Source organism: Microlunatus phosphovorus NM-1, assembly GCF_000270245.1.
GTDB lineage: Bacteria > Actinomycetota > Actinomycetes > Propionibacteriales > Propionibacteriaceae > Microlunatus > Microlunatus phosphovorus.
The window spans coordinates 1381730-1403319 of sequence record NC_015635.1; the positions used below are offsets into that span (position 1 = coordinate 1381730).

The window sequence follows — 21590 nt, forward strand, 5'->3', positions numbered from 1 at the left end:
CCTCAAAGCGATCAACCCAAGAGCGACAGACAGGACCTCATGAGCACGACCGAGCACGACCGTCATGCGGAGCAGGCAGCAGCTGATCGGAGGCCGATCAAGCGCGCCTTGGTCTCGGTCTACGACAAGACCGGGCTGGTCGAGGTGGGCTTGGCCCTGGCTGGGACCGGGGTAGAGATCGTGTCCACCGGGACGACCGCGCGGACGCTGGCCGAGGCGGGCATCCCGGTCACGCAGGTGGAACAGCTGACCGGGTTCCCGGAGTGCCTGGACGGCCGGGTGAAGACCCTGCACCCGAAGGTGCACGCGGGTCTGCTGGCGGACACCCGGCTCGAGTCGCACAATGCCCAGCTCGCCGAGCTCGGTGTCGCGCCGTTCGACCTGCTGGTCTCCAATCTCTATCCGTTCGTCGACACCGTCGCCGCCGGGGCGAGCCAGGAGGAGACGATCGAGCAGATCGACATCGGCGGGCCGTCGATGGTGCGCGGTGCAGCCAAGAACCATGCCTCGGTGGCCGTGATCACCTCGCCCGAGCAGTACGGGCAGCTGCAGGCCGCCCTCGCGCACGGTGGCTTCACCCTGGCCGAGCGACAGGCGCTGGCCGCCGCCGCCTTCGTGCACACCGCCAGCTATGACGTCGCCGTCGCCTCCTGGATGGGCAATGTGGTCACCGACACCAGCGGCGGGACGGGTTTCCCCGCCTGGGTCGGCGCGACCTGGAACAAGTCCGCGGTGCTGCGGTACGGGGAGAACCCTCACCAGCGGGCGGCCCTCTACGTCGACGGGGCCTTCCCCGGCGGACTGGCCACGGCGAAGCAGCTGCATGGCAAGGAGATGTCGTACAACAATTACGTCGACACCGACGCCGCCAGACGAGCCGCGTACGACTTCGACGCGCCCGCGGTCGCGATCATCAAACACGCCAATCCGTGCGGCATCGCGATCGGGAACGACATCGCCGAGGCACATGCCCGGGCACACGCCTGCGATCCGGTCTCGGCGTTCGGCGGGGTGATCGCGACCAACCGGCCGGTCAGCGTGGCCATGGCGCGGCAGGTCGCCGAGGTGTTCACCGAGGTGATCGCGGCGCCGGCGTACGACGACGGTGCGGCGGAAGTGCTGCAGGCCAAGAAGAACATCCGAATCCTGGTGGTCGAGCCGCTGCGCCGCGGCGGCGTCGAGACCCGTCGGATCTCGGGCGGGCTGTTGATGCAGACCGTCGACGCGGTCCACGACGACCATGACGCGAGCGTCAATTGGGAGTTGGTGTCCGGCGAGCCCGTCTCCGAGGCGGTGCTCGCCGACCTGGAGTTCGCCTGGCGGGCCTGCCGGTCGGTCAAGTCCAACGCCATCCTGCTCGCCAAGGACGGGGCGTCGGTGGGCGTCGGCATGGGCCAGGTCAACCGGGTCGACTCGTGTCGGCTCGCGGTCGAGCGGGCCGGTGATCGGGCGGCCGGCTCGGTGGCTGCTTCGGACGCGTTCTTCCCGTTTGCCGACGGGCCCCAGATCCTGATCGATGCCGGGATCAGCGCCATCGTCCAGCCGGGCGGCTCGGTGCGCGACGCCGAAGTGGTCGAGGCAGCCAAGGCGGCCGGGGTGACCATGTACCTCACCGGTGCCCGGCACTTCTTTCACTGAATCTCGACGACTGACCCCGAAGGAAGCAGCACCATGACGACTCAGGCCACTGCTCAGACAACACACGCCACTGCGCAGGTCCTGGACGGCAAGGCACTTGCTGCCACCATCAAAGCTGATCTGACGAAGCGGGTGGCGGCCCTGGCCGCGCGAGGCATCACCCCTGGACTGGGTACGGTGCTGGTCGGCGATGACCCCGGCAGCAAGGCGTACGTGGCCGGCAAACACCGTGACTGCGCGCAGGTCGGGATCGCCTCGATCCGGGTAGACCTGCCGGCCTCGGTGAGCCAGGCAGAACTCGATGCCGAGATCGAGCAGCTGAACGCCGATCCGGCCTGCACCGGCTACATCGTGCAGCTGCCGCTGCCCGGTGGGCTGGACGAGAACCGGGCGCTGGGCCTGATCGACCCGGACAAGGACGCCGACGGATTGCACCCGGTCAACCTCGGCAAGCTGGTGCTGGGGGAGTCGGCGCCGCTGCCGTGTACGCCGCGGGGCATCGTCGAGTTGCTGCGGCACTACGGCATCCCGCTGGCGGGTGCCGACGTCTGCATCATCGGTCGGGGCACCACGGTCGGCCGGCCGCTCGGCTTGTTGCTGTCCCGCAAGAGCGAGAACGCCACGGTGACCTTGTGCCACACGGGAACGGTCGATCTGGACGCGCACACTCGGATCGCGGACATCGTCGTGGCTGCGGCCGGGCGGCCCGGTCTGGTCACCGGCGAGATGGTCAAGCCTGGTGCGGTGTGTGTCGATGTCGCGATCACGCGTACCGATTCCGGGCTGGTCGGTGACCTTGATCCCTCGGTACGCGAGGTGGCTTCCTGGATCGCGCCGATGCCGGGCGGGGTCGGGCCGATGACCCGGGCCATGCTGCTGACCAACGTGGTCGAGCGGGCCGAGGCCCTCCTGCAGGGCTGAAGGACTACCGACATGGCCCGCGTTCGACACCCGGTGAGCCGCAGTCTGCGTCTGTGGCCGCTGCTGGGGGTGCTGCTCGGTGTCGCGGCGGGTCTGGTGGTCGCGGTGATCGGCGAGCAGACCTGGCGTCTCGGTTGCCTCATCATCGGCGTCTCGTTGCTGGTCGGAGGCGTCGTACGCGGTGCACTGCCCAGCCGGGATGCTGGCCTGCTGCACGTGCGCAGCAAGCTGTTCGACGTGGCGTTGCTCGGTCTGGGCGGGGCCGCCATCATCGCCTTGTCGATCGTGGTTCCTCCGGGACGGCTCGGCTGACCGCTCGGGTAGTGCGAGGAGGGTTGTCGGGAAGCTCTTCCCTGGTGCCCGGGATGTCGTCAGCGGGACTCTGGTGCTCCACAGTGATCGAAGGAGGACCGATGACTCACCTCACACTACGTCAGAAGATCGGCGCCGGCCTGTGCGGGCTGATGCTGTTGCTACAGGTGATCGACATCCCCACACCACCATCGCCCGATGAGATTGGTGCCCCGTACGCGGTACTGATCGCCGACTTCGTGCTCGGCGTGATCGGGTCGGCGGCGTTGATCCTAGGGCTGGTACGACGCTCGCGAGCCGCGCTCCGTGTCGCCGCGGGTGCCCTGATCTTGATCCTGCTGACGGCATTGCCGGCGTTCTTCGCTCCGGTGCCGGCTGCGGTTCGGCTCCTGGTCGCGGCGGGCATCTTGGTGTCACTGCTGGCGATCGGGCTGATGCTGACGCCGACCAACAGGGCGCTGCAGAGTGATAGCGCAGAATGAGGCGAGCTTCGGATGATCGCCATCGTCACGCTGCTCCTCGCGTTGCCGCTCGGCTATGTCGTCCGGTCGAGGACCGCGGCATTCGTGATCTATGCCGTCGGCTATCTATGGGCGTTCACCTTCCAGACCCTCTATCTGCTGCTGGCCTCGCTCGGGCCGGGTGAGTTCGCCGCGTTCCGTCCAGGCGAGTTCCCACTCTCGTACGGCCTGGTCACGGTGTCGATATTGCTCATGGGCTCTGCTCTGGTCTGCTTGGGACACTGGCTGCGATCGCGTCGGGCAGTGCGCAACACGATCCTCACCGAAGTCACATGACGGCTCGCGAGAGGCTTGCACCATGCGCCCGCCTACCCGCGTCCTCGTAGTCGACGACCACCCGGTGGTTCGCAGTGGCCTGCGACTGTTGCTCGGGACGATCGACGGGCTGGAGGTGGTCGGTGAGGCTGCCGACGGGGAGACTGCCGTACGGGAGTGTCGGTTGCTCGGACCGGACGTCGTGCTGATGGATCTGGCGATGCCCGGGACCGGCGGGGTGGAGGCCACCCGTCGGATCCGGGCGGCCCAGCCCGAGGTCGCGGTGCTGGTCTTGACCATGTCGGACGACGATGACGCGCTCCGCCGCGCGTTGCGGGCGGGAGCTCGGGGCTACTTGCTCAAGGAGGCGGGCCAGGAGGACATCGTTGCTGCCATCGCCTCGGTGTCGAACGGCCAGACGGTGCTGAGTCCGGGCATGGCCGAGCGAATGTTGGAGCCGATCGCGGACAGTGCGTCGTTTCCCGCTCTCACGACAAGGGAACGGGAGATCCTCGCTCTGGTGGCGGATGGCTTGCGCACGGCCACCATCGCCGAGCGCCTCTATCTGAGCCCGAAGACGGTCAGCAACAACCTCACGGCGATCTTCGCCAAGCTGGGTGTGGCTGATCGGGCCCAAGCGATGATCATGGCCCGGCAACACGGACTCGGTCGGTCGTGATCGGCGCGATCACGCTGTCAATGCTGCTGGCTGGGCTGGGTCTGCTCGGTCTCGGTGGCTGGCTGGCGCGTGGTTCCCGCTGGGCCGGCGTCGGCCAGTTCCTCGCCGGTGCAGCCATGATCGCCGCCGCATTCTCAGCCGGTCGGCAGACCATGCTGATCCTCGCGGCCGCGCTGCTGGCGGGCTCGGTCGTCCTGTTCCCACGGTGCGAGTCGACCCGGCACACAGCGACGTACCGGTCGCGGTGGGTCCAGGTGGCGCTGCTTGCGGTGATCGCGACGAGCGGGGTGCTCGCCTGGGTGAAGGGGCCCTCGGCCGTCGTTGCCGCCGGCTGGATCATCCCGGGTGCGGTGGTGGTGTGGGTCTGGTGGGTGATCGACCGTCGCCCGGGGGCCGACCGACGCACAATGATCTGGGTGGCGGTCGGCCTGGGCATCCTGGCGCTCGGCTGGGCTGTGGCCGAGATGATCGTGCTCGGCCCGATGGCAAGGGCAGCGGCGATGCTCAGTGTGCTTGCGGTGCCGGCCAGCATGATCATCGCCCGGTCGCGGCTGGGTGCCGACCCTCGGCGGGTGTTGGTGCACGTCGTGGTTCTGGTAGTGGCAGCGATCGCGTACCTGGCGGCCTTTGCCGGTCTCGGCGCACTGGCCGAGCTGACCTCTGGTCCGCCTTCGGTCACGTACACGACCGTGACCGCCATGGCGCTGGCTCTTACCATGCCCTTGCTGGTCCGACGGCTCCGTGCCGGGCTGACCGTGCTGGTGCTGGGACATCGCGCCAACCCGTGGGCCATGGCATCCGGCATCCTCGACCGCATCGATCGCGGGACCCAGGCTGGCCTGGCGGTGGTCGCCACGACCGCGAACCTGCCGTACCTACGACTCGAGGTCGACGGGCAGCCCACCGCCGTCGTAGGCGTTCCGGCCGAGCCGGCGGTGGCCATCGATCTCGGAGTGGACGGGCACCGGGCGCGGTTGGTGGTCGGGCTTCGAGACGGGGATGACGCGTTGAGTCCCGATGATGGCCGCCTGCTGCAGGCGATCGCGCCGCTGCTGTCGGAGATGATCCGATCCGAGCTGTTGGCCGTTGACCTGCAGGCCGCGCGGGAGCAGAGCGCGACGGCCCGGGCGGAGGAGCGTCGGCAGTTGCGGCGTGACCTGCATGACGGGCTCGGACCGCGGTTGTCGAGTCTGGTGTATGCCGTTGATGCCAGCCGCAATCTGGTGCGGGACAACCCCACCGAGGCGGATCAGGTCTTGCTGGCACTCCGCACTGACATCGTGCGTGCCGTCGAGGAGGTACGTCGGCTCTCGTACGGGATGCGCCCTGCTGCACTCGACGACCTCGGCCTGGCCGAGGCGCTGCGGCGGCAAGCCGACACACTGATCGGTGCGGCGGACCGCCCGCTCGTGGTGGAGTTCGTCGTCCGAGAGCTGCCGGCTGAGATCCCGGCAGCTGTCGAGATCGCGGCCTACCGGATCGGGGTCGAGGCCATCGCCAACGTGGTACGGCACAGCCTTGCCAACCGCGCGACCGTGCTGCTGGACGCCGAGGCCGATGGTTTGGTGGTCGAGGTGATCGATGACGGGGATGGGGCGGCGTTCGCGGGGGTGTGGCAGCCCGGCGTCGGGCTGGAGTCGATGCGGACCCGGGCAGAGGAGCTCGGCGGTTCACTGGTCGCCCGACCAACGGCCGGCGGTGGCCGGGTCCGTGCTGTCCTACCCTGGGGCCGTTGACCCCATCGGGCCATATCGTCCGCAGGTGAGCATTCGACCGCTTCGGTTCGTAGTTCTCGCTGTGCTGTTGGTGCCGCTCTTGGCGGGCGCCTGTGCGGAGGCCGATCGAGCTTGCCATGGACCTGTGGTCGGTTCAGTCAGCTATTACGGCAGTTCGGTGCCGCCGCCCTATCACGTCGAGTGGACGATCACGCTCGACGGTGACCGTGGGCGCTTCGAGGTCACCCCCGGCTATGGGGCGTCGCAGCGGTGGTCAGCGGACTTCGTCGCCGATCCGGCACTGGCGACGGCGGCCTGCACCTCGTTGGCGGCGGCGGATCAGGTGGACGAGCCGCCGCCTGGCTCAGCCGTGGTCACCGCCGAGCTCGCCGGCAGCGACGGCCACACCCTGCGGCGGCGTACCACGGTGGTCACGAACGGTGACGTGTACGGCGCACTGCGAGCCCTGGTGCCCGCTGCGACCTGGGAACAGGTGTACGGCTCCTAGGACGAGTGGAGCCGGGGCCAATAGCCCCGTCCCGGGTGATGACCTGTCACAGCGAGTGATGACCCGTCGCGAGCGACCGTGAGGCGGAGCGAGGGCTCCGTCTGGACTGACGAGGGAGCAAGACACGTTCTTCGTCTTGCGAGCGAGGAGGGAAGACGGAGTCCTAGGGAGCGCAGCCTCACAGCGAGTGACGAAGACACTGTCAGTGGCGGGTGTCAGGATCCTCGTATGATCGATCACTTCGGTATTCAGTGCGCCGACCTCGCGGCCAGCGCCAGCTTCTACGACAGCGTGCTCGGCACGCTCGGCGCCTCCCGGCAGATGGACTTCGGGGTGGCGATCGGCTACGGAAAGCCTGGTCACCCGGACTTCTGGATCGGGGAGTTCGACTCCGGTGAGGGGTTCCGGGAGTCTCACCTCGCCTTCAGCGCACCCGATCGGGCCAGCGTGCGGGCGTTCTTCGAGGCCGCCACCGCGCTCGGCGCGGAGGTGCTGCACGAGCCGCGGCTGTGGCCGGAATACCACGACACCTACTACGGCGCGTTCGTCCGCGACCCGGACGGCAACAACGTCGAAGCGGTCTGTCACCTGCCCGAGTGAGGTGGGCGGGCAGCAGGTCAGCCGGCCGCCAGCTCGCGGACCGCCAGCTCCGCGAGCAGCCGTGCACAGTCGCCGAGCACAGCATCGTCGAACCGAGCGCCGGGTGCGTGGTTCCCCGGCGCAGTCATCGGATCGGTGGGGCAAGCGCCGACGAACAGGTAGCAGCCGGGCACCTCGGCCAGCACCCGGCTGAAGTCCTCCGACCCCAGCTCTGGGAACTCGAGTAGCTCGACCCGGTCTGCGCCGACCAGGTCGGCGGCGACCTCCAGTGCGAAAGCAGTCTTGGCGGCGTCGTTCACGGTCAGCGGATACTCCGGCTCGAACCTGACCTCGGCACGGCAGCCGTGGGCAGCGGCGATCTGCTCGCAGAGTCGCACGGTCGCCTTCTCCATGGTGGCGACATGAGACTCCGACAGCGTCCGGATCGTCGCTTCGAAGGTGGCCGTCTCGGGGATGATGTTGCGTCGAGTGCCGGCGTGGAAGGTGCCGACCGTGACCACCACTGGGTCGAACAGATCGAACTGCCGGGTCGCCATCGTCTGCAGTGCGGTGACCATCTCGGCCGCCACGACGATCGGGTCGGCTGCCGCGTGCGGTCGCGAGCCGTGACCGCCGGCACCGTGCACGGTGACATAGAGTCCCGACGAGGCCGCCATCAATGTTCCGGGCCGGGTGGTGACGACGCCGTGCGGAATGGCGTTGGCGATGACGTGCAGCCCGTACGCCGCGTCGGCCCGCCGTCCGGCCGCGGTCAGCACGCCCTCGGCGATCATTGCGCCGGCTCCGTCCCAGCCCTCCTCGCCCGGCTGGAACATGAAGACCACATCGCCGCGTAGCTCTGCGCGCCGTTCGACCAGCAGCCGGGCCACGCCGACCAGACCGGCAGTGTGCAGGTCGTGGCCACAGGCGTGCATGGTCTCGCCGAGCGCGGCGAACGGCTCGCCGGAGTTCTCCACCACCGGGAGGCCATCCATGTCGCCGCGGAGGAGGACAACGCGATCGGTACGGTCGGTGGCGGTGCCGCGCAACACCGCCACGACCGACGAGAGCGCTATTCCGGTGGAGATCTCCAGGTCCAGTCCGGCGAGCGCCTCCAGCACCGTCGCCTGAGTCTCGGGCAGGAGGAGACCCACCTCCGGGATCTGGTGGAGGCGCCGTCGCAGCGAGATCAGGTCATCGTCGAAGGTAGTCGTCATGGTGGGCGCGTGGTCCTTTCTCAAGGCGCTTGCCTGCTGCGGTGACTGCTTGTCCCGGCTCTGTCGAATCAGTTGTTGGCCAGGTCGAAGATGCCGAAGCCCGCCACCATGATGATCATGAAGATGATCGTCAGCGCGATGCCGACGAGCGTCAGGATGCTCAAGACCATCCCCATGATCTTGCCGATGCTGATGCTCTGCTCGTTGGAGTAGTGCTGACCGCTGGTCGCGATCTCCTTCTGGACCTTGCTGCCCAGATACCACGCGATCGGCGCACAGATCGGGGCGAGGAACCCGGCGATGCCGAGTACCAGGATCACGTTGCCCTGTGGGTGCTCGGGCAGGTAAGCGTACGGTTGGACGTAGCCGCCGCCCTGGGGCACGGGAGGGTAGGGCTGCTGCTGGTAGCCAGGCTGAGGCCCGGGTGCGGAGTCGTAGGAGTGCGGCTGGTTGGGCTCGGTCATGGCGGGTCTTCCTAAGAGAGTGTCAGGAGTCTAGATAGCCGCCGGCGGCGAGCACGATCAGGAGCACGACGAACAGTACGAAGGCGACGACGGCGATGATGCCCATCACCCAGCCGGCTGTGGCCTGGGAGCGACCGCTCCAATAGCCGGGCGAGGCGTCGATCTCCCGACGGGCCTTTCCGCCGAGCACGATGGCGACGATGCCCAACAGCGAACCTATGCAGGTGGTCGGCAGGGCGACCAGACCGACGATCCCGAAGATCATCGCGGTGTTAGCCTGCGGGTGGCTGGGCGGCACGGCTCCCGATGGACCGTAGGCCGGCTGTTGGTAGGGGTTGACCCCGTACGCCGGCGGCTGCCCATAGGGTTGCTGCCCGTATGCCGATTGCTGCCCATACCCCGGTTGCTGCTCGTAGCCCGGGGGCGGTTGCTGGCCATAGCCAGGCTGACCGTACGGCGGCTGAGACGGGGCCGTTGGTTGACCGTAGGGATCACTCGCTGAGCCGTAGCTGCCTGCCGAGCCGTAACTTCCCGCAGATCCATAGCCGCTCGCAGACCCGTAGCTGCCCGCTGAGCCTTGGCCGGTCGGCGAGCCGTAGCCACCAGCCGAACCGTAGCTGCCAGCGGAGCCGTATCCCTGTGGTTGATCCTGGCTGGGATATGTCGGCCACGATCCCTCGGCCGGACCGCTCTCGTACGGTTTGGTGTTGTCCCAGGTGTTGCCGCGGCTGGTCTCCCAGGAGGCAGAGGGACGGTAGTCGTCGCCATCTGGTGCTTGACCAGGTTGGTCCGGTACTTGGCCCTGGTCGTCGCGCTGTCCTGATCCGCTCTCGGTCATGACTCCTAGTCTCCCGGACCGGTGGGGGCGATCCTGCTGGTCGTGTCCGCTTGTCCGAGCGGTGGGATCGGGACGGCTCGGCCGAAGGTCACTCGACCAGGCCGAGGGCCTGCACGGCCTCCCGCTCGCCTTGCAGCTCGGCGACACTGGCGTCGATCTTGGCGCGAGAGAACTCGTTGAGCTCCAACCCCTGAACGATGTTGTAGGCGCCGCCGGCCGTGGTGCAGGGGAAGCTGGTGATGATCCCTTCCGCGATCCCGTACGAGCCGTCGGACGGCACCGCCATCGACACCCAGTCGCCCTCGGGGGTGCCCAGCACCCAGTCACGCATGTGGTCGACGGTGGCGTTCGCCGCGCTGGCCGCAGAGCTGGCGCCGCGAGCCGCGATGATTGCGGCGCCACGCTGCTGCACGGTCGGGATGAAGGTCGACTCCAGCCAGTCCTGATCGTCGATCAGTTCCGCGGCGTTCCGGCCGTTCACCTCGGAGTGGAAGACGTCCGGGTACTGCGTGGCCGAATGGTTGCCCCAGATCGTCATCTTGGTGATGTCGTTGACGGTGCTGCCGGTCTTGGCAGCCAGTTGGGCAAGGGCCCGGTTGTGGTCCAATCGGGTGAGCGCGTTGAACCGTTCCGCGGGGATGTCGGGTGCATTGCTCTTGGCGATCAGGGCGTTGGTGTTGGCCGGATTGCCGGTGACCAGCACCTTGATGTCGTCGGCGGCATGCGCGTTCAGCGCGGCGCCCTGCGGCTTGAAGATCGCGCCGTTGGCCTCCAGCAGATCGCCCCGCTCCATGCCCTTGGTCCGTGGTCGGGCGCCGACCAGCAGCGCGATGTTGGCGCCGTCGAAGACCACATTGGGATCGTCGCCGGTCTCCACCCCTGCGAGCAATGGGAAGGCACAGTCGTCGAGCTCCATTACGACACCTTCGAGTGCCTTCAGGGCCGGGGTGATCTCCAGCAGCCGCAGCTGCACCGGGGTGTCAGGACCCAGCAGCGATCCGCTGGCGATGCGGAACAGCAGGCTGTAGCCGATCTGACCGGCTGCTCCGGTGACGGCGACCTTGACGGGTGTGCTCACGACTCTCCCTCAATGATGTACGGATTCGCCCTGTGGCCGGATCCGCTGACGGATCCGCCCAGTGACTGTTTCGCCGATGATCGGCTCTCGTAGTCTGACGCTAGCAAGGCCGACAACCGTTCGGCACGGTGAGGTCGGCAGGTGAGGTCAGTCAATGCCTGAGCAGCACGATCCGGTAGCGGCGGTCGTCGCCGCCTTGGCTGCGGCACCGACCCCGGCGACAGGGTCCGGCACCCGTTGGGTAGGGGTCGACGGACTGGGCGGTTCCGGCAAGTCGACGCTGGCGGCCCGGATCGCTGCCGCCTTGCCGGGTGCGGTGGTCATCCACAACGACGACTTCGCTCGGCCCGGTCTGTCGGGCTGGGATCGGGACCGTTTCGTACGCCAGGTCGTCGAACCACTGCTGGCCGGCCGGCCGGGTCGCTATCAACGCTGGGACTTCGATGCCGATGCCGGTGCTGAATGGCACTCGGTCCCGGTGGGCGTGCCAGTGATCGTCGAGGGAGTGTCAGCGACCGATGTCCGCCTGCCGGTGCCCTGGGACTTCACCATCTGGATCGAGGTGCCCACCGAAGTCCGCCGAGCGCGCATCATCGGACGCGACGGGCCTGCCCGCCAGGAACGCTGGCTGACCGACTGGATTCCCAGCGAGAACGCCTACGTCGCCGATCAGCGGCCTCGGGACCGAGCCGATCTGGTCTGGTCTCCCGGCTGACTGGCCCGATCCGTCGATAAGCAGTGCGATCTTGCCGGGAACACCCGGCAAGATCGCACACCTTGTCTGCTGGTTGGGGATTCTGGGCGAGTTGACCGGTGTGAGTCGAGTCCATGGCGACTGGGGATCCGGGATGGACCGCTTCGAGAACGCAGGGCAGACTGAGGCGAGGTCAGGGTGGGTGGCCAAGCCAGGCTTGGCTTTGATATCTTGACATCAAGAGAAGTTGGTCGCTCCGGCCCACAGGCCTGGTTCGTACCGAGTCCACATTTAGGCCAAGGAGTTGCCGCATGGTCCAGTCGTCCGCCCGGATCGTCTACACCCGAACCGACGAGGCGCCGCTGCTGGCGACGTACTCCCTGCTGCCGATCATCGCCGCGTACGCAGCGAAGGCGGGCGTGGACATCGAGAGCCGCGACATCTCTCTGGCCGCGCGGATCCTCGCTCAGTTCCCGGAGCGGCTCGGCGCGGACCAGCAGGTCCCCGACGCCCTCGCCGAGCTCGGCGCACTGGCGAAGACGCCCGAGGCGAACATCATCAAGCTACCGAACATCTCGGCCTCGATCCCGCAGTTGAAGGCCGCGATCCGTGAGTTGCAGGAGAAGGGCTTCGACCTGCCGGACTACCCCGACGACCCCAAGAGCGACGAGGACCGCTCGATCCGTGCGCGGTATGACAAGGTCAAGGGCTCCGCGGTCAACCCGGTGCTGCGCGAGGGCAACTCCGATCGCCGGGCGCCGCTGTCGGTGAAGAACTACGCGCGCAAGCACCCGCACCGGATGGGCGCCTGGAGCGGCGACTCCAAGACCAATGTCGCGCATATGACTGCCGACGACTTCCGCTCGAACGAGAAGTCGGTCGTGATTCCGGCCGACACCAGCCTGCGGATCGCCCTGGTCGAGGAGGCCGGCGCCGAGACGGTGCTGCGCGAGTCCGTGCCCGTGCTCGCTGGCGAGGTCGTGGACGCCACCGTGCTGCGGGTCGCGGCGCTGCGCGCGTTCCTGACCGAGCAGATCGCTCGGGCCAAGGCCGAGAACGTGTTGCTGTCGGTCCACCTCAAGGCGACCATGATGAAGGTGTCGGACCCGATCATCTTCGGGCACGCCGTTCGCGCGTTCTTCCCGGAGGTCTTCGAGACCTACGGAGACGCCTTGGCCACTGCCGGCTTGTCGCCCAACGACGGGCTCGGTGCCATCCTGGCCGGCCTGGACGCGCTGCCGGAAGGGCCGGAGATCAAGGCCGCCATCGATCGGGGGTTCGCGGAGGGCCCGGCGCTGGCGATGGTCGACTCCGACCGCGGCATCAGCAACCTGCACGTGCCGTCCGATGTGATCGTGGACGCGTCGATGCCGGCCATGATCCGGACCTCCGGTCACATGTGGGGTCCGGACGGTGCGGAGGCCGACACCCTGGCGGTGCTGCCCGATTCGTCGTACGCGCCGATCTATCAGGTCGTGATCGACGACTGCCGGGCGAATGGTGCCTTCGATCCGGCCACCATGGGCTCGGTGCCGAACGTCGGGCTGATGGCCCAGGCGGCGGAGGAGTACGGCTCGCACGACAAGACCTTCGAGATCCCGGCCGAGGGCGTGGTGAAGGTCACCGATTCCGAGGGCAACGTGGTGCTCGAGCATCGGGTGTCGCAGGGCGACATCTGGCGGATGTGCCAGGCCAAGGACGTGCCGATCCGGGATTGGATCAAGCTCGCTGTCAGCCGCGCCCGCGCCACCGGCTCGCCGGCCGTCTTCTGGCTGGACGAGACGCGGGCGCACGATGCCAACCTGATTGCCAAGATCAACGAGACGCTGCCGGAATATGACACCGACGGGCTGGAGATCAAGATCTTGTCCCCGGCCGACGCGATGGCGTACTCGCTGGAGCGGATCCGGCGGGGCGAGGACACCATCTCAGTGACCGGCAATGTGCTGCGCGACTACCTCACCGACCTGTTCCCGATCATGGAGCTGGGGACCTCGGCCAAGATGCTGTCGGTCGTGCCGCTGATCAACGGCGGTGGGCTGTTCGAGACCGGTGCCGGCGGTTCGGCGCCCAAGCACGTGCAGCAGCTGCTCAAGGAGGACTACCTGCGCTGGGACAGCCTCGGTGAGTTCCTGGCGCTGGCGGTGTCCTTGGAACACCTGGCCCAGAGCACCGGCAACAAGCGCGCGCAGGTGCTGGCCGACACCCTGGATCGCGCCACCGGGACCTTCCTGGATGAGAACAAGTCGCCGGCCCGCCGCGTCGGCTCGATCGACAACCGTGGCTCACACTTCTACCTCGCGCTCTACTGGGCCGAGGAGTTGGCCGCACAGACCGACGATGCCGAACTGGCCGCCGAGTTCGCCACGCTGGCGGCAGCGCTGCGGGAGCAGGAGCAGACCATCTCCGACGAGTTGATCGCGGTGCAGGGCGCCCCGGTCGACATCGGTGGCTACTACCGCCCCGACGATGACCTGACCAGCGCCGTGATGCGTCCGTCCGCAACCTTCAACGCGGCGATCGCCGCGCTGTGAGTTGGTGAGAGCGCAGCCGAACCGGCTGCTCCCGATGTTGGTGGTCGGGCTCGTGTTGGAGACATCGGCGAGGAACGCGCTCGCCAGGTCTTCGCCGACGCCACGGACGAGTTCGATTTGAAGCAGTCAGAGGATCCGGCCGATGAAGGCGGACTCTATGGTTTTGGACGGTGGCGCGGGTTCAAGATCGAGAGCTACCTGATCCAGTCAGAGGGAGAAGAAACCTACACCCTCGGGTTCTCCTTCGAACCGCGCCTGTGTTTGCCTGCGTAGGCGAGTTCAACTGATCCGACTACGCGCGGAGCGTTCGTGCCTGGCTCGATCAATCTGGATCCGACCTATCCCTGGCTTGGCGATGGTCAGGCCGGTCGCGCTATGCGTCGAAGGGAAGCAGGCGGAAGCTGTCTCCGCCCCAAAGTGGTTGGATGGCTCGGAAATGACGCTGGTCCACGGTGAACAGTTCCAGCGTTCGGTAATCCTGCGCGTGTATGACGAGAGTCGCGTCGGTCAAGCCGAGTGGGAAGCCCGTGTAGATCCCAGCCACGCTCGCCGCACGGACGGCGGCGCTGTGGTCGAAGGGGATGACGGCCGTGGTGTCCAAGACGTCGGCGACCACCGTGGCGCGCGCCTGCTCGCCAAGGCGTGCGTCGACCAGATGATCCAACTCGGCCAGCACTAGAGCAGGCACCCACAGTTTCTCATCGAGTTTGCTGAGGAACGCAGTTGTGGCCGTGTGGTGTTGGTCGGCGCGGTCGTAGCAGGCGTAGATCGCGCCCGTGTCGGCGATGATGGTCACGCGTCTCCGAACCCGGTTGCAGTAAGGATGTCGTCGACGTCGGTCGATGTGGTAGCGGTTCCGCTGTCGTAAAGCCCGAATCGCATTTGGCTGGCCGTCTTGCCGGAGCCGCGCAGCTTCTCGGCCAAGGCTTCGCGAATGATGTCGGACTCGGTGCGACCGTCGGCCTGGGCCCGCGCTTCGAGCGCGGCCTTCAGGTCATCGGGGAGGTAGATCGTTGTTCGTACCATGTGTCCATGGTACGACATACACGTATGGCGTTGGGTGGGCGGCGGTCTTGAGGAGGCTTCGTCCATGCGGGGAAAGATCGCGTATGGCGCCACCGCGGAACTTCGTCCCTGGTGGACCGCTGGGGCGGCGGCCGGTGTCGGTGGGTGTGGCTCGAGACCGGCTACATGCTTGAGGCCTAATCGCGGCGGGCGAAGAGTCTGGTGACGAGGGCTCTCAGCCAGCGGTTGCCGGGTTCGTCGTGGAAGCGGGCATGCCAGTGTTGGGCGACGACGAAGCCTTCGATCGGGATCGGGCAGGGAAACAGACCCAGTCCGTTCGTGCGGGCCAAAGTTGTGCCGATGTGGCGGGGGAGAGTGGCCAGTAGGTCAGTGCTCTGAATGATGGCGCCGAGCCCGAGAATCCCGGGTAGCTCGAGCACCACGCGGCGCTCCACTCGGTGCTGAGCGAGGCCGCGATCGAGCAGCTGGGTGCCGGTTCCGGCGGTGATGATCACATGGTCTTCAGCCCGATATCGGTGCGCGTCCAGCCTGTCGCGTACCCGTGGGTGTTGGGGATTGGCCAGACACACCCAGTCCTGGTCATATAGCTTCTCTTGCCGGATCCCGCCCGCGAGCCCGGGCAGATAGCCGATCGCCAGATCGGACTCGCCCGATTCCAGTGCTCGTTCGGTGTTGCCGTCGATGCCGACCGCGTCCAGCCGGGCCCGCGGCGCCTTGGCTCGAAGCTCCGCCAGAAGCCGTGGGAGCAGGGTGACGTGACTTGCGTCGGTCATGGAGATCCGGAACCGTCGCTGCGCGGTCGCAGGGTCGAAGGTCGCTTCCCAAGCGGTGAGCCGACGGAGTGATTCCAGCACCTCGCGACAGGGCCCGATCAGTGTCGTGGCCCGTGGGGTCGGCACCATGCCGCCGGGAGTGCGCACGAACAGCGGATCGCGGAGTTCCCGACGCAGTTGCCCCAACCAGATGCTCGCCGTCGGCTGGCTCAGGCGGAGCTGGTCGGCCGCCTTGGTCACACTCCGGGTGTCGTACAGCACGTCGAAGAGCTGCAGCAGCTTGAAGTCCACTAGCTCGGTCACTCGATCATTGTGAAGCACAATGAAGACATTGCTGACATTGCCTCTAGCGAAGATAGACCGCTATCGTCCGGCAGATGGAGCTGCACGGATGAGGGTCGCGATCGTGGGAGCGGGTGCGCTGGGTTGCGCGATCGGCGCGACCTTGACCGAGGGCGGTCTGGAGACGTGGCTGGTACGCCGGTCGACCGAGCAGGTGGCGCAGCTGCAGCAGCACGGTTTGCGGGTCGATGACGCGGCGGGCTCGCGGATCGTCGACGTCCATGCCACCACTCAACCGGCCGACGTGGGCCCCGTCGATCTGGTCATCGTCGTGGTGAAGTCCTTCCATACTGAGGCGGCCGTCCGCAGCAGCGAGCCACTGATCGGTCCGGAGACAGTCGTCGTCTCGATGCAGAACGGGCTCGGTCAAGAGGACGTGATCGCCGGCATCGTCGGCCGGGAGCGGGTGCTCGCCGGGCGGACGTACGTCGGCGGTGTCCTGGTCGGCCCAGGCCACATCCGGTCCGGAGTGGCTGGTCGGCTCAGCCACCTCGGCGAACTCGCCGAGCCAGTGACCCCGCGCGTACGCGCCCTCGCGGAGACCTTGACCGCAGCGGGACTCACCACGATCGCCTGCGACGACATGATCGCCACCTGCTGGGACAAGCTCTTGGTGAACGTGGCCACCGGCGCGCTCGCCGGCATCACCGGACTCACCTACGGCCAGTTCTACGACGAGCCGCGAATGGTCGCCACGGCGTCGGCCGCGGTGGCCGAGGCGATCGCGGTGGCGCAGGCGACGGGCGTACGGCTGTCGATGACCGACCCGGCCGCCGTGCTGCGACTGGCCGCCGAAGGATTGGGCCCGGACTTCAAGACCTCGATGCTGCAGAGCCTGGAACGCGGCACGAAGACCGAGATCGATGCGGTCAACGACGCGGTCGTCAGGGCGGGCAGAGCGGCGAACATCCCGACGCCGGTCAACGACACGCTGGTGGCTTGTGTCACCGGCATCGAACGCGCCATGGCGGATCGACTGGATAGGGAGGGCACACCATGACCGTGATCGAACGCTACTGGGACGACGCGTGCGTCGGCGATGAGGGGACCGGGCCGACATACACGGTCACCAAGGAAGCCATCCTCGCCTTCGCCGATCTCAGCGGTGATCACACGCCGGTGCACGTCGACGAGGAGTACGCGACTGCCAGTCACTTCGGCGGTCTCGTCGCGCACGGTCTGTTCGGGCTGGCGATCGCCGACGGACTCAAGACGCAGAGCGACTATCGCTTCCTGCCCGGCATGTCACTGGGCTGGACGTGGGACTTCGTCGCGCCGATCCTGGTCGGCGACGAGTTGCGGGTCCGGTTCCGGGTCGCGAGCATGCGGGCGAGCAACAGCCGCCCGGACTGGGGCATCGTGGTGCTCGCCACGGAGCTGATCAAGACCGACGGGACCGTGGTGCAGCGAGGCGAGCACCGGCTGATGGTGCCGCGGCGACCGGGGGAGCGCTGATGCAGGACCGTCCGCTGACCGGCCTGCGAGTCGTCGACTACAGCCATTTCCTCGCCGGGCCGTATGTCGGCCGTTGCCTCGCCGCCCTCGGCGCCGAGGTGATCAAGGTCGAGCGGCCCGGCACCGGCGATCCCGGCCGCCAGCACGCGACCGTGCTCGACGACCAGTCGAGCGGCTATTTCCTGCAGCTCAACATGGGCAAGCGCGGCGTCAGCGTGAACCTGAAAGACCCGCGCGGACGGGCGTTCATGGAGCGGCTGTGCGACTCGGCCGATGTCTTCGTCGAGAACTATCGACCCGGCGTGCTGGACCGGCTCGGCCTGGGCTATGCCGACCTGTCGGCTCGCAATCCGGGCTTGGTCTACTGCTCGATCTCCGCGTACGGGCACACCGGTCCCGACGCCCACCGGGCCGGGTTCGGGCTGATCGCCGAGGCGAAGAGCGGCATCATGGCGATGGTCGGCACGCCGGGCGAGCCGCCGCCGCTGCTTCGGATCGCGCTGGGCGACATGTACACCGCCTCGCATGCCGTCTCGGGCATCCTCGCCGCCCTCCTCGGCCGGGTGACCAGCGGCCGGGGCCAGCACCTCGACCTGGCCCTCTACGACACGCTGGTCTCCATGCACGAGTATGCGGTGCAGTGCTACACGCTCGCCGGCGAGCTGCCCGCGCAGACCGGCCACGATGTACCCACCTCGACCCTCTACGGCGTCTTCCGCGCCGCCGATGCTGACGTGGTGATCGCCGCCCAGATCGATCCGGCCTGGCGGCGGTTCGCGACCTTGATCGAGCAGACCGGTGGGCCGGCCGGCTTCGCCGAGGACGAGCGCTTCCACAACACCGACGGCCGGAACCGGCATCGCGGCGAGATCCTCGCCGTTGTCCGTCCGTGGGTAGCGGCCCGGCCGGTCGCCGACATCCTGGCTCAGTTGGATGCCATCAACATTCCCAGCGCGAAGGTGCAGCGGATCGACGACGTGCTCGCGGATCCGCAACTCCAAGCCCGCGGCATGTTCGTGGAGCAGAAACATCCCCGGTACGGCACGCTGCGGCTGCCGAATCTGCCGTTCCGATTCTCCGACTGTGAGACGGACATCGACCTGGCGGCGCCCGGCCTGGGCCAGCACAACGTGGAGGTCGCTCGCGAACTGGGATTCGGCGCGGACGAGATCGCGGCCATGCAGGCCGATGGGGTGCTCTATGCCGTACCCGAGGAGGCAGAAAGTGTTGTCGGCGGTGGCCATGACTGACGGGATCGATCGCTACGCCGTGATCGGGCGTCCGATCCGGCACACGGTGTCACCGCTCGTCCACGGCCTGTTCGCCGAGCAGACCGGACAGGCGATGACGTATGAGGTCATCGAGGGGCCGAGCTCGTCGAGTGAGTTCGCCGCCGTCGTCCGCGCGTTCATCGTCGACGGTGGCAAAGGCATGAACGTCACCGCGCCGTTCAAGGCCGACGCCTTCTCCCTGGCCGACGAGGTCAGCGAGCGCGCGTGGCTGTCCGGGGCCGCGAACACGCTGACCTTCACCGCTGACGGTCGTATCCACGCGGACACCTATGACGGCCTCGCGCTGTGCCGCGATATCGAGGTCAACCTGGGGCAGTCTCTGGCCGGTCGACGACTGCTTCTCCTCGGGGCGGGTGGTGCTGCACGGGCTGCCATCGCCCCGTTCGTCGCCGCCGGACCCGCGGAGTTCGTGGTCGCGAACCGTACGCTGTCGAAGGCAGCCGAGCTCGCCGAACTGGGTGGTCGGCTCGGCGGGACCGTGCGAGCTTGTGGCTACGACTCATTCGATGGGCTTGGATCGTTCGATGTGGTGGTGAATGCCACCTCCGCCAGTCTCACCGGTGAGCTGCCGCCGGTCCCGATGAGGAGCTTTGATCCCGCTGGGCTGGCCTACGACCTGGCGTACGGGCGGGGGCTGACGCCCTTCTTGCACCACGCCCAGGCCGCCGGTGTCGCGCACCTCGCGGATGGCGCGGGAATGCTGGTCGAACAAGCTGCCGATGCCTTCGCACGCTGGCGCGGGTTGCGACCGCGTACCGAGACCGTCATCGCGGAGCTGGCCGCCCACAGCAACTGAAGTCCCGCCGGGAAGCGCGCCCGTGCGTCGCCGCCATCAAACCCTATTAAACCGATCGGAGAACCATGACGCAGATCCTGATGCTGCATGGCATCAACCACAACATGTTCGGCAAGCGCGATCCCGCGCAGTACGGCACCCTCACACTGGCCGACATCGACGCTCGGCTCCAGAATCTGGCAGCCGAGCTGGACGTCACCGTCGAGGCGTTCCAGACCAACAGCGAACGGGAGATGTGCGAGCGCATCCACCAGGCCGTCCTCGACAACACCGACGCGGTGCTCATCAACGCCGGCGCCTGGACGCACTACAGCTATGGCATCCGGGATGCGCTCGCCATCCTCAGCTGCCCGGTCGTCGAACTCCACATGTCGAACATCCATGCCCGTGAGACCTTCCGGCATCACTCGGTCTTCGCCGAGATCGTGACCGGTCAGATCTGCGGCTTCGGGGTCGACAGCTACCTGCTGGGCCTCCGCGCCGCTGTCTCCCAGCTCGCCGGTTAGCCTGTTCCGGTCGCGGGTCCCGACCGTATGTGGCCCCTGGGCACAAGACGTACACGGGTCGCGCTCGGTTCTCGGTCGTCTGTGGCCCGGCGACGCAAGACGTACGTGGCGCCGGTCGAGCGCTGGCTCACAAGGTCGAGGCACGGCCGATCTGGACGACCTTCCAGCCGGCGTCACGCCAGGACGGGGCATGCAGCTTCAGCCGGCCGTCGATGATGATCTTGTTCTTGGCCAGCTCGCCGAGGGCGTGCGGATCGAGGTAGCGGAACTCGGGCCATTCGGTCAGGTGCAGGACGATCTCGGCGCCGGCGACGGCCTCCTCGACGCTGCCGACCTGGACGAAGTTGTCCCGCGGCGGCAGCTTGGCCTGTGGATCATAGATCAGCACCTCGGCACCGGCGGCGTGCAACCGTTCGGCCACGGTCAGTGCCGGGGAGTTGCGGGTGTCGTCGGTGCCTGGCTTGAACGCGGCACCGAGCACGGCGATCCGTACGCCGGTGACCTCGCCGCCGAGCTGCTCGATGGCGAGTTCGGCGAGCTCATTGCGCTGGCCGTCGTTGATCGCCTCCACCGCCTCGACCAGCTGGCTGAGTACGCCGACCTCCAACTCGTCGGCGCGGACGGCCAGGGCTCGGATGTCCTTGGGCAGGCAGCCGCCGCCGAAACCCAGGCCGGCGTTGAGGAAGTCCCGCCCGATCCGCTTGTCATAGCCCAATGCATCAGCCAGCAGCACGACGTCGCCACCGGCGGCCTGGCACATCTGCGCCATCGCGTTGATGAAGCTGATCTTGGTCGCCAGGAAGGCGTTGGCCGCGGTCTTGATCAGCTCGGCGGTCGCCAGGTCACAGCGGACCACCGGAGTCGCCTCAGTGAGCGGGATGGCGTACACCTGCTCCAAGATCTCCAGCGCCCGCGCACTCTGGGTGCCGAACACCAGCCGGTCGGGGCGCAGCGTGTCCTCCACCGCAAAGCCCTCGCGCAGGAACTCCGGGTTCCACGCCACCTCGACGCCGTCACCGATGGGGGCCTGGACTCGCAGCCGCTCCTGCAATGCCAGGGCGGTGCCGACTGGCACGGTCGACTTCCCGACCACCAGGGTCGGCCGGGTCAGCAGCGGCGCCAGCGCGTCGACCGCCGAGTGCAGCTGACTCAGATCCGCGGAACCGTCCGGAGCTGACGGCGTGCCGAGGCCGAGGAAATGCACATCGGCCCAATCGGCGATCTCGGCATAGTCGGTGGTGAACCGGAGTCGGCCGGATCGAGTGTGCCGAGCCAGCAGCGGCTCCAGTCCGACCTCATAGATGTGGGACCGGCCGGCGGCCAAGGTGGCCACTCGGGCCGGATCGATGTCAACGCCGACCACTTGGTGCCCGAACTCGGCCATCCCGGCTGCGTGAGTGGCACCCAGATAGTTGGTGCCGATGACACTGATCCGCAAAGTCACGCG

Annotated in this window: 24 protein-coding genes; 16 read left to right on the forward strand and 8 right to left on the reverse strand. The window is 67.6% G+C overall.

Annotated elements, in window-relative coordinates:
- Window positions 1-39 precede the first annotated feature (39 nt).
- The 9 genes from purH to MLP_RS06175 all read left to right on the forward strand — a co-directional run bounded on the left by purH (window position 40) and on the right by MLP_RS06175 (window position 7149).
- Window positions 40-1638, forward strand: coding sequence for a bifunctional phosphoribosylaminoimidazolecarboxamide formyltransferase/IMP cyclohydrolase (gene purH / locus MLP_RS06135; protein ID WP_013862155.1), 1599 nt, complete (start codon window positions 40-42; stop codon window positions 1636-1638).
- A gap of 33 nt (window positions 1639-1671) precedes the next feature.
- Window positions 1672-2559: a bifunctional methylenetetrahydrofolate dehydrogenase/methenyltetrahydrofolate cyclohydrolase gene (locus tag MLP_RS06140; protein ID WP_013862156.1), complete on the forward strand. Its 888-nt coding sequence runs from the start codon at window positions 1672-1674 to the stop codon at window positions 2557-2559.
- A gap of 12 nt (window positions 2560-2571) precedes the next feature.
- The gene (locus tag MLP_RS06145) at window positions 2572-2871 is read left to right on the forward strand and encodes a DUF3017 domain-containing protein (protein ID WP_013862157.1); all 300 of its coding nucleotides are present in this window, start codon (window positions 2572-2574) and stop codon (window positions 2869-2871) included.
- A 101-nt stretch (window positions 2872-2972) separates the two neighbouring features.
- Complete coding sequence (locus tag MLP_RS06150; RefSeq protein ID WP_013862158.1) at window positions 2973-3353, forward strand: hypothetical protein; 381 nt, start codon at window positions 2973-2975, stop codon at window positions 3351-3353.
- Between the two features lie 12 nt (window positions 3354-3365).
- Window positions 3366-3668 carry a hypothetical protein gene (locus MLP_RS06155; RefSeq protein ID WP_013862159.1) on the forward strand — a complete coding sequence of 101 codons (303 nt, stop codon included), beginning with the start codon at window positions 3366-3368 and terminating at the stop codon, window positions 3666-3668.
- Window positions 3669-3690: 22 nt separating this feature from the next.
- Entirely contained in the window at window positions 3691-4326 is a 636-nt protein-coding gene (locus MLP_RS06160) for a response regulator (RefSeq protein WP_013862160.1), read from the forward strand.
- Window positions 4323-6062 (forward strand): sensor histidine kinase, encoded by a 1740-nt coding sequence (locus MLP_RS26125; protein ID WP_013862161.1) that lies wholly within the window; start codon window positions 4323-4325, stop codon window positions 6060-6062. The genes MLP_RS06160 and MLP_RS26125 overlap by 4 nt, the downstream gene beginning before the upstream one ends.
- Before the next feature lie 25 nt (window positions 6063-6087).
- Window positions 6088-6549, forward strand: coding sequence for a hypothetical protein (locus MLP_RS06170; protein WP_156821051.1), 462 nt, complete (start codon window positions 6088-6090; stop codon window positions 6547-6549).
- Between the two features lie 228 nt (window positions 6550-6777).
- Complete coding sequence (locus MLP_RS06175) at window positions 6778-7149, forward strand: VOC family protein (RefSeq protein ID WP_013862163.1); 372 nt, start codon at window positions 6778-6780, stop codon at window positions 7147-7149.
- Between the two features lie 17 nt (window positions 7150-7166).
- Here MLP_RS06175 and MLP_RS06180 read toward each other — a convergent pair whose 3' ends face one another.
- The 4 genes from MLP_RS06180 to MLP_RS06195 all read right to left on the reverse strand — a co-directional run bounded on the left by MLP_RS06180 (window position 7167) and on the right by MLP_RS06195 (window position 10725).
- Entirely contained in the window at window positions 7167-8345 is a 1179-nt protein-coding gene (locus tag MLP_RS06180; protein ID WP_013862164.1) for a M20 metallopeptidase family protein, read from the reverse strand.
- Window positions 8346-8413: 68 nt separating this feature from the next.
- Window positions 8414-8809 (reverse strand): hypothetical protein, encoded by a 396-nt coding sequence (locus MLP_RS06185; protein WP_013862165.1) that lies wholly within the window; start codon window positions 8807-8809, stop codon window positions 8414-8416.
- 22 nt (window positions 8810-8831) lie between these two features.
- Window positions 8832-9647, reverse strand: coding sequence for a DUF4190 domain-containing protein (locus tag MLP_RS26130; RefSeq protein ID WP_013862166.1), 816 nt, complete (start codon window positions 9645-9647; stop codon window positions 8832-8834).
- 88 nt (window positions 9648-9735) lie between these two features.
- A complete protein-coding gene (locus MLP_RS06195) occupies window positions 9736-10725 on the reverse strand; it encodes a malate dehydrogenase (RefSeq protein ID WP_013862167.1) in 990 nt (329 codons plus the stop codon).
- Between the two features lie 154 nt (window positions 10726-10879).
- Here MLP_RS06195 and MLP_RS06200 point away from each other — a divergent pair, with 154 nt between their 5' ends.
- Window positions 10880-11440 carry a uridine kinase family protein gene (locus MLP_RS06200; RefSeq protein ID WP_013862168.1) on the forward strand — a complete coding sequence of 187 codons (561 nt, stop codon included), beginning with the start codon at window positions 10880-10882 and terminating at the stop codon, window positions 11438-11440.
- 290 nt (window positions 11441-11730) lie between these two features.
- Window positions 11731-13953, forward strand: coding sequence for an NADP-dependent isocitrate dehydrogenase (locus MLP_RS06205; RefSeq protein WP_013862169.1), 2223 nt, complete (start codon window positions 11731-11733; stop codon window positions 13951-13953).
- A gap of 373 nt (window positions 13954-14326) precedes the next feature.
- Here the strand turns inward: MLP_RS06205 and MLP_RS06210 are convergent, their stop codons facing one another.
- The 3 genes from MLP_RS06210 to MLP_RS06220 all read right to left on the reverse strand — a co-directional run bounded on the left by MLP_RS06210 (window position 14327) and on the right by MLP_RS06220 (window position 16055).
- A complete protein-coding gene (locus tag MLP_RS06210) occupies window positions 14327-14749 on the reverse strand; it encodes a type II toxin-antitoxin system VapC family toxin (RefSeq protein ID WP_013862171.1) in 423 nt (140 codons plus the stop codon).
- Window positions 14746-14979, reverse strand: a complete 234-nt coding sequence (locus MLP_RS06215; protein ID WP_013862172.1) for a ribbon-helix-helix domain-containing protein — start codon at window positions 14977-14979, stop codon at window positions 14746-14748. The genes MLP_RS06210 and MLP_RS06215 overlap by 4 nt, the downstream gene beginning before the upstream one ends.
- Window positions 14980-15155: 176 nt before the next feature.
- Entirely contained in the window at window positions 15156-16055 is a 900-nt protein-coding gene (locus MLP_RS06220; protein ID WP_197536508.1) for a LysR family transcriptional regulator, read from the reverse strand.
- An 88-nt stretch (window positions 16056-16143) separates the two neighbouring features.
- Between MLP_RS06220 and MLP_RS06225 the strand changes: the two genes are divergently transcribed.
- From MLP_RS06225 to aroQ, 5 genes are all read left to right on the forward strand, one after another.
- Window positions 16144-17094, forward strand: coding sequence for a ketopantoate reductase family protein (locus MLP_RS06225; protein WP_013862174.1), 951 nt, complete (start codon window positions 16144-16146; stop codon window positions 17092-17094).
- Complete coding sequence (locus MLP_RS06230; protein WP_013862175.1) at window positions 17091-17549, forward strand: MaoC family dehydratase; 459 nt, start codon at window positions 17091-17093, stop codon at window positions 17547-17549. Before MLP_RS06225 ends, MLP_RS06230 begins: the two co-directional genes overlap by 4 nt.
- Complete coding sequence (locus MLP_RS06235; protein ID WP_013862176.1) at window positions 17549-18799, forward strand: CaiB/BaiF CoA transferase family protein; 1251 nt, start codon at window positions 17549-17551, stop codon at window positions 18797-18799. The genes MLP_RS06230 and MLP_RS06235 overlap by 1 nt, the downstream gene beginning before the upstream one ends.
- Complete coding sequence (gene aroE, locus MLP_RS06240; protein ID WP_013862177.1) at window positions 18792-19637, forward strand: shikimate dehydrogenase; 846 nt, start codon at window positions 18792-18794, stop codon at window positions 19635-19637. The genes MLP_RS06235 and aroE overlap by 8 nt, the downstream gene beginning before the upstream one ends.
- Before the next feature lie 65 nt (window positions 19638-19702).
- Entirely contained in the window at window positions 19703-20143 is a 441-nt protein-coding gene (aroQ, locus tag MLP_RS06245; RefSeq protein WP_013862178.1) for a type II 3-dehydroquinate dehydratase, read from the forward strand.
- Window positions 20144-20270: 127 nt separating this feature from the next.
- Here the strand turns inward: aroQ and MLP_RS06250 are convergent, their stop codons facing one another.
- Complete coding sequence (locus tag MLP_RS06250) at window positions 20271-21587, reverse strand: UDP-glucose dehydrogenase family protein (protein WP_013862179.1); 1317 nt, start codon at window positions 21585-21587, stop codon at window positions 20271-20273.
- Window positions 21588-21590 lie beyond the last annotated feature (3 nt).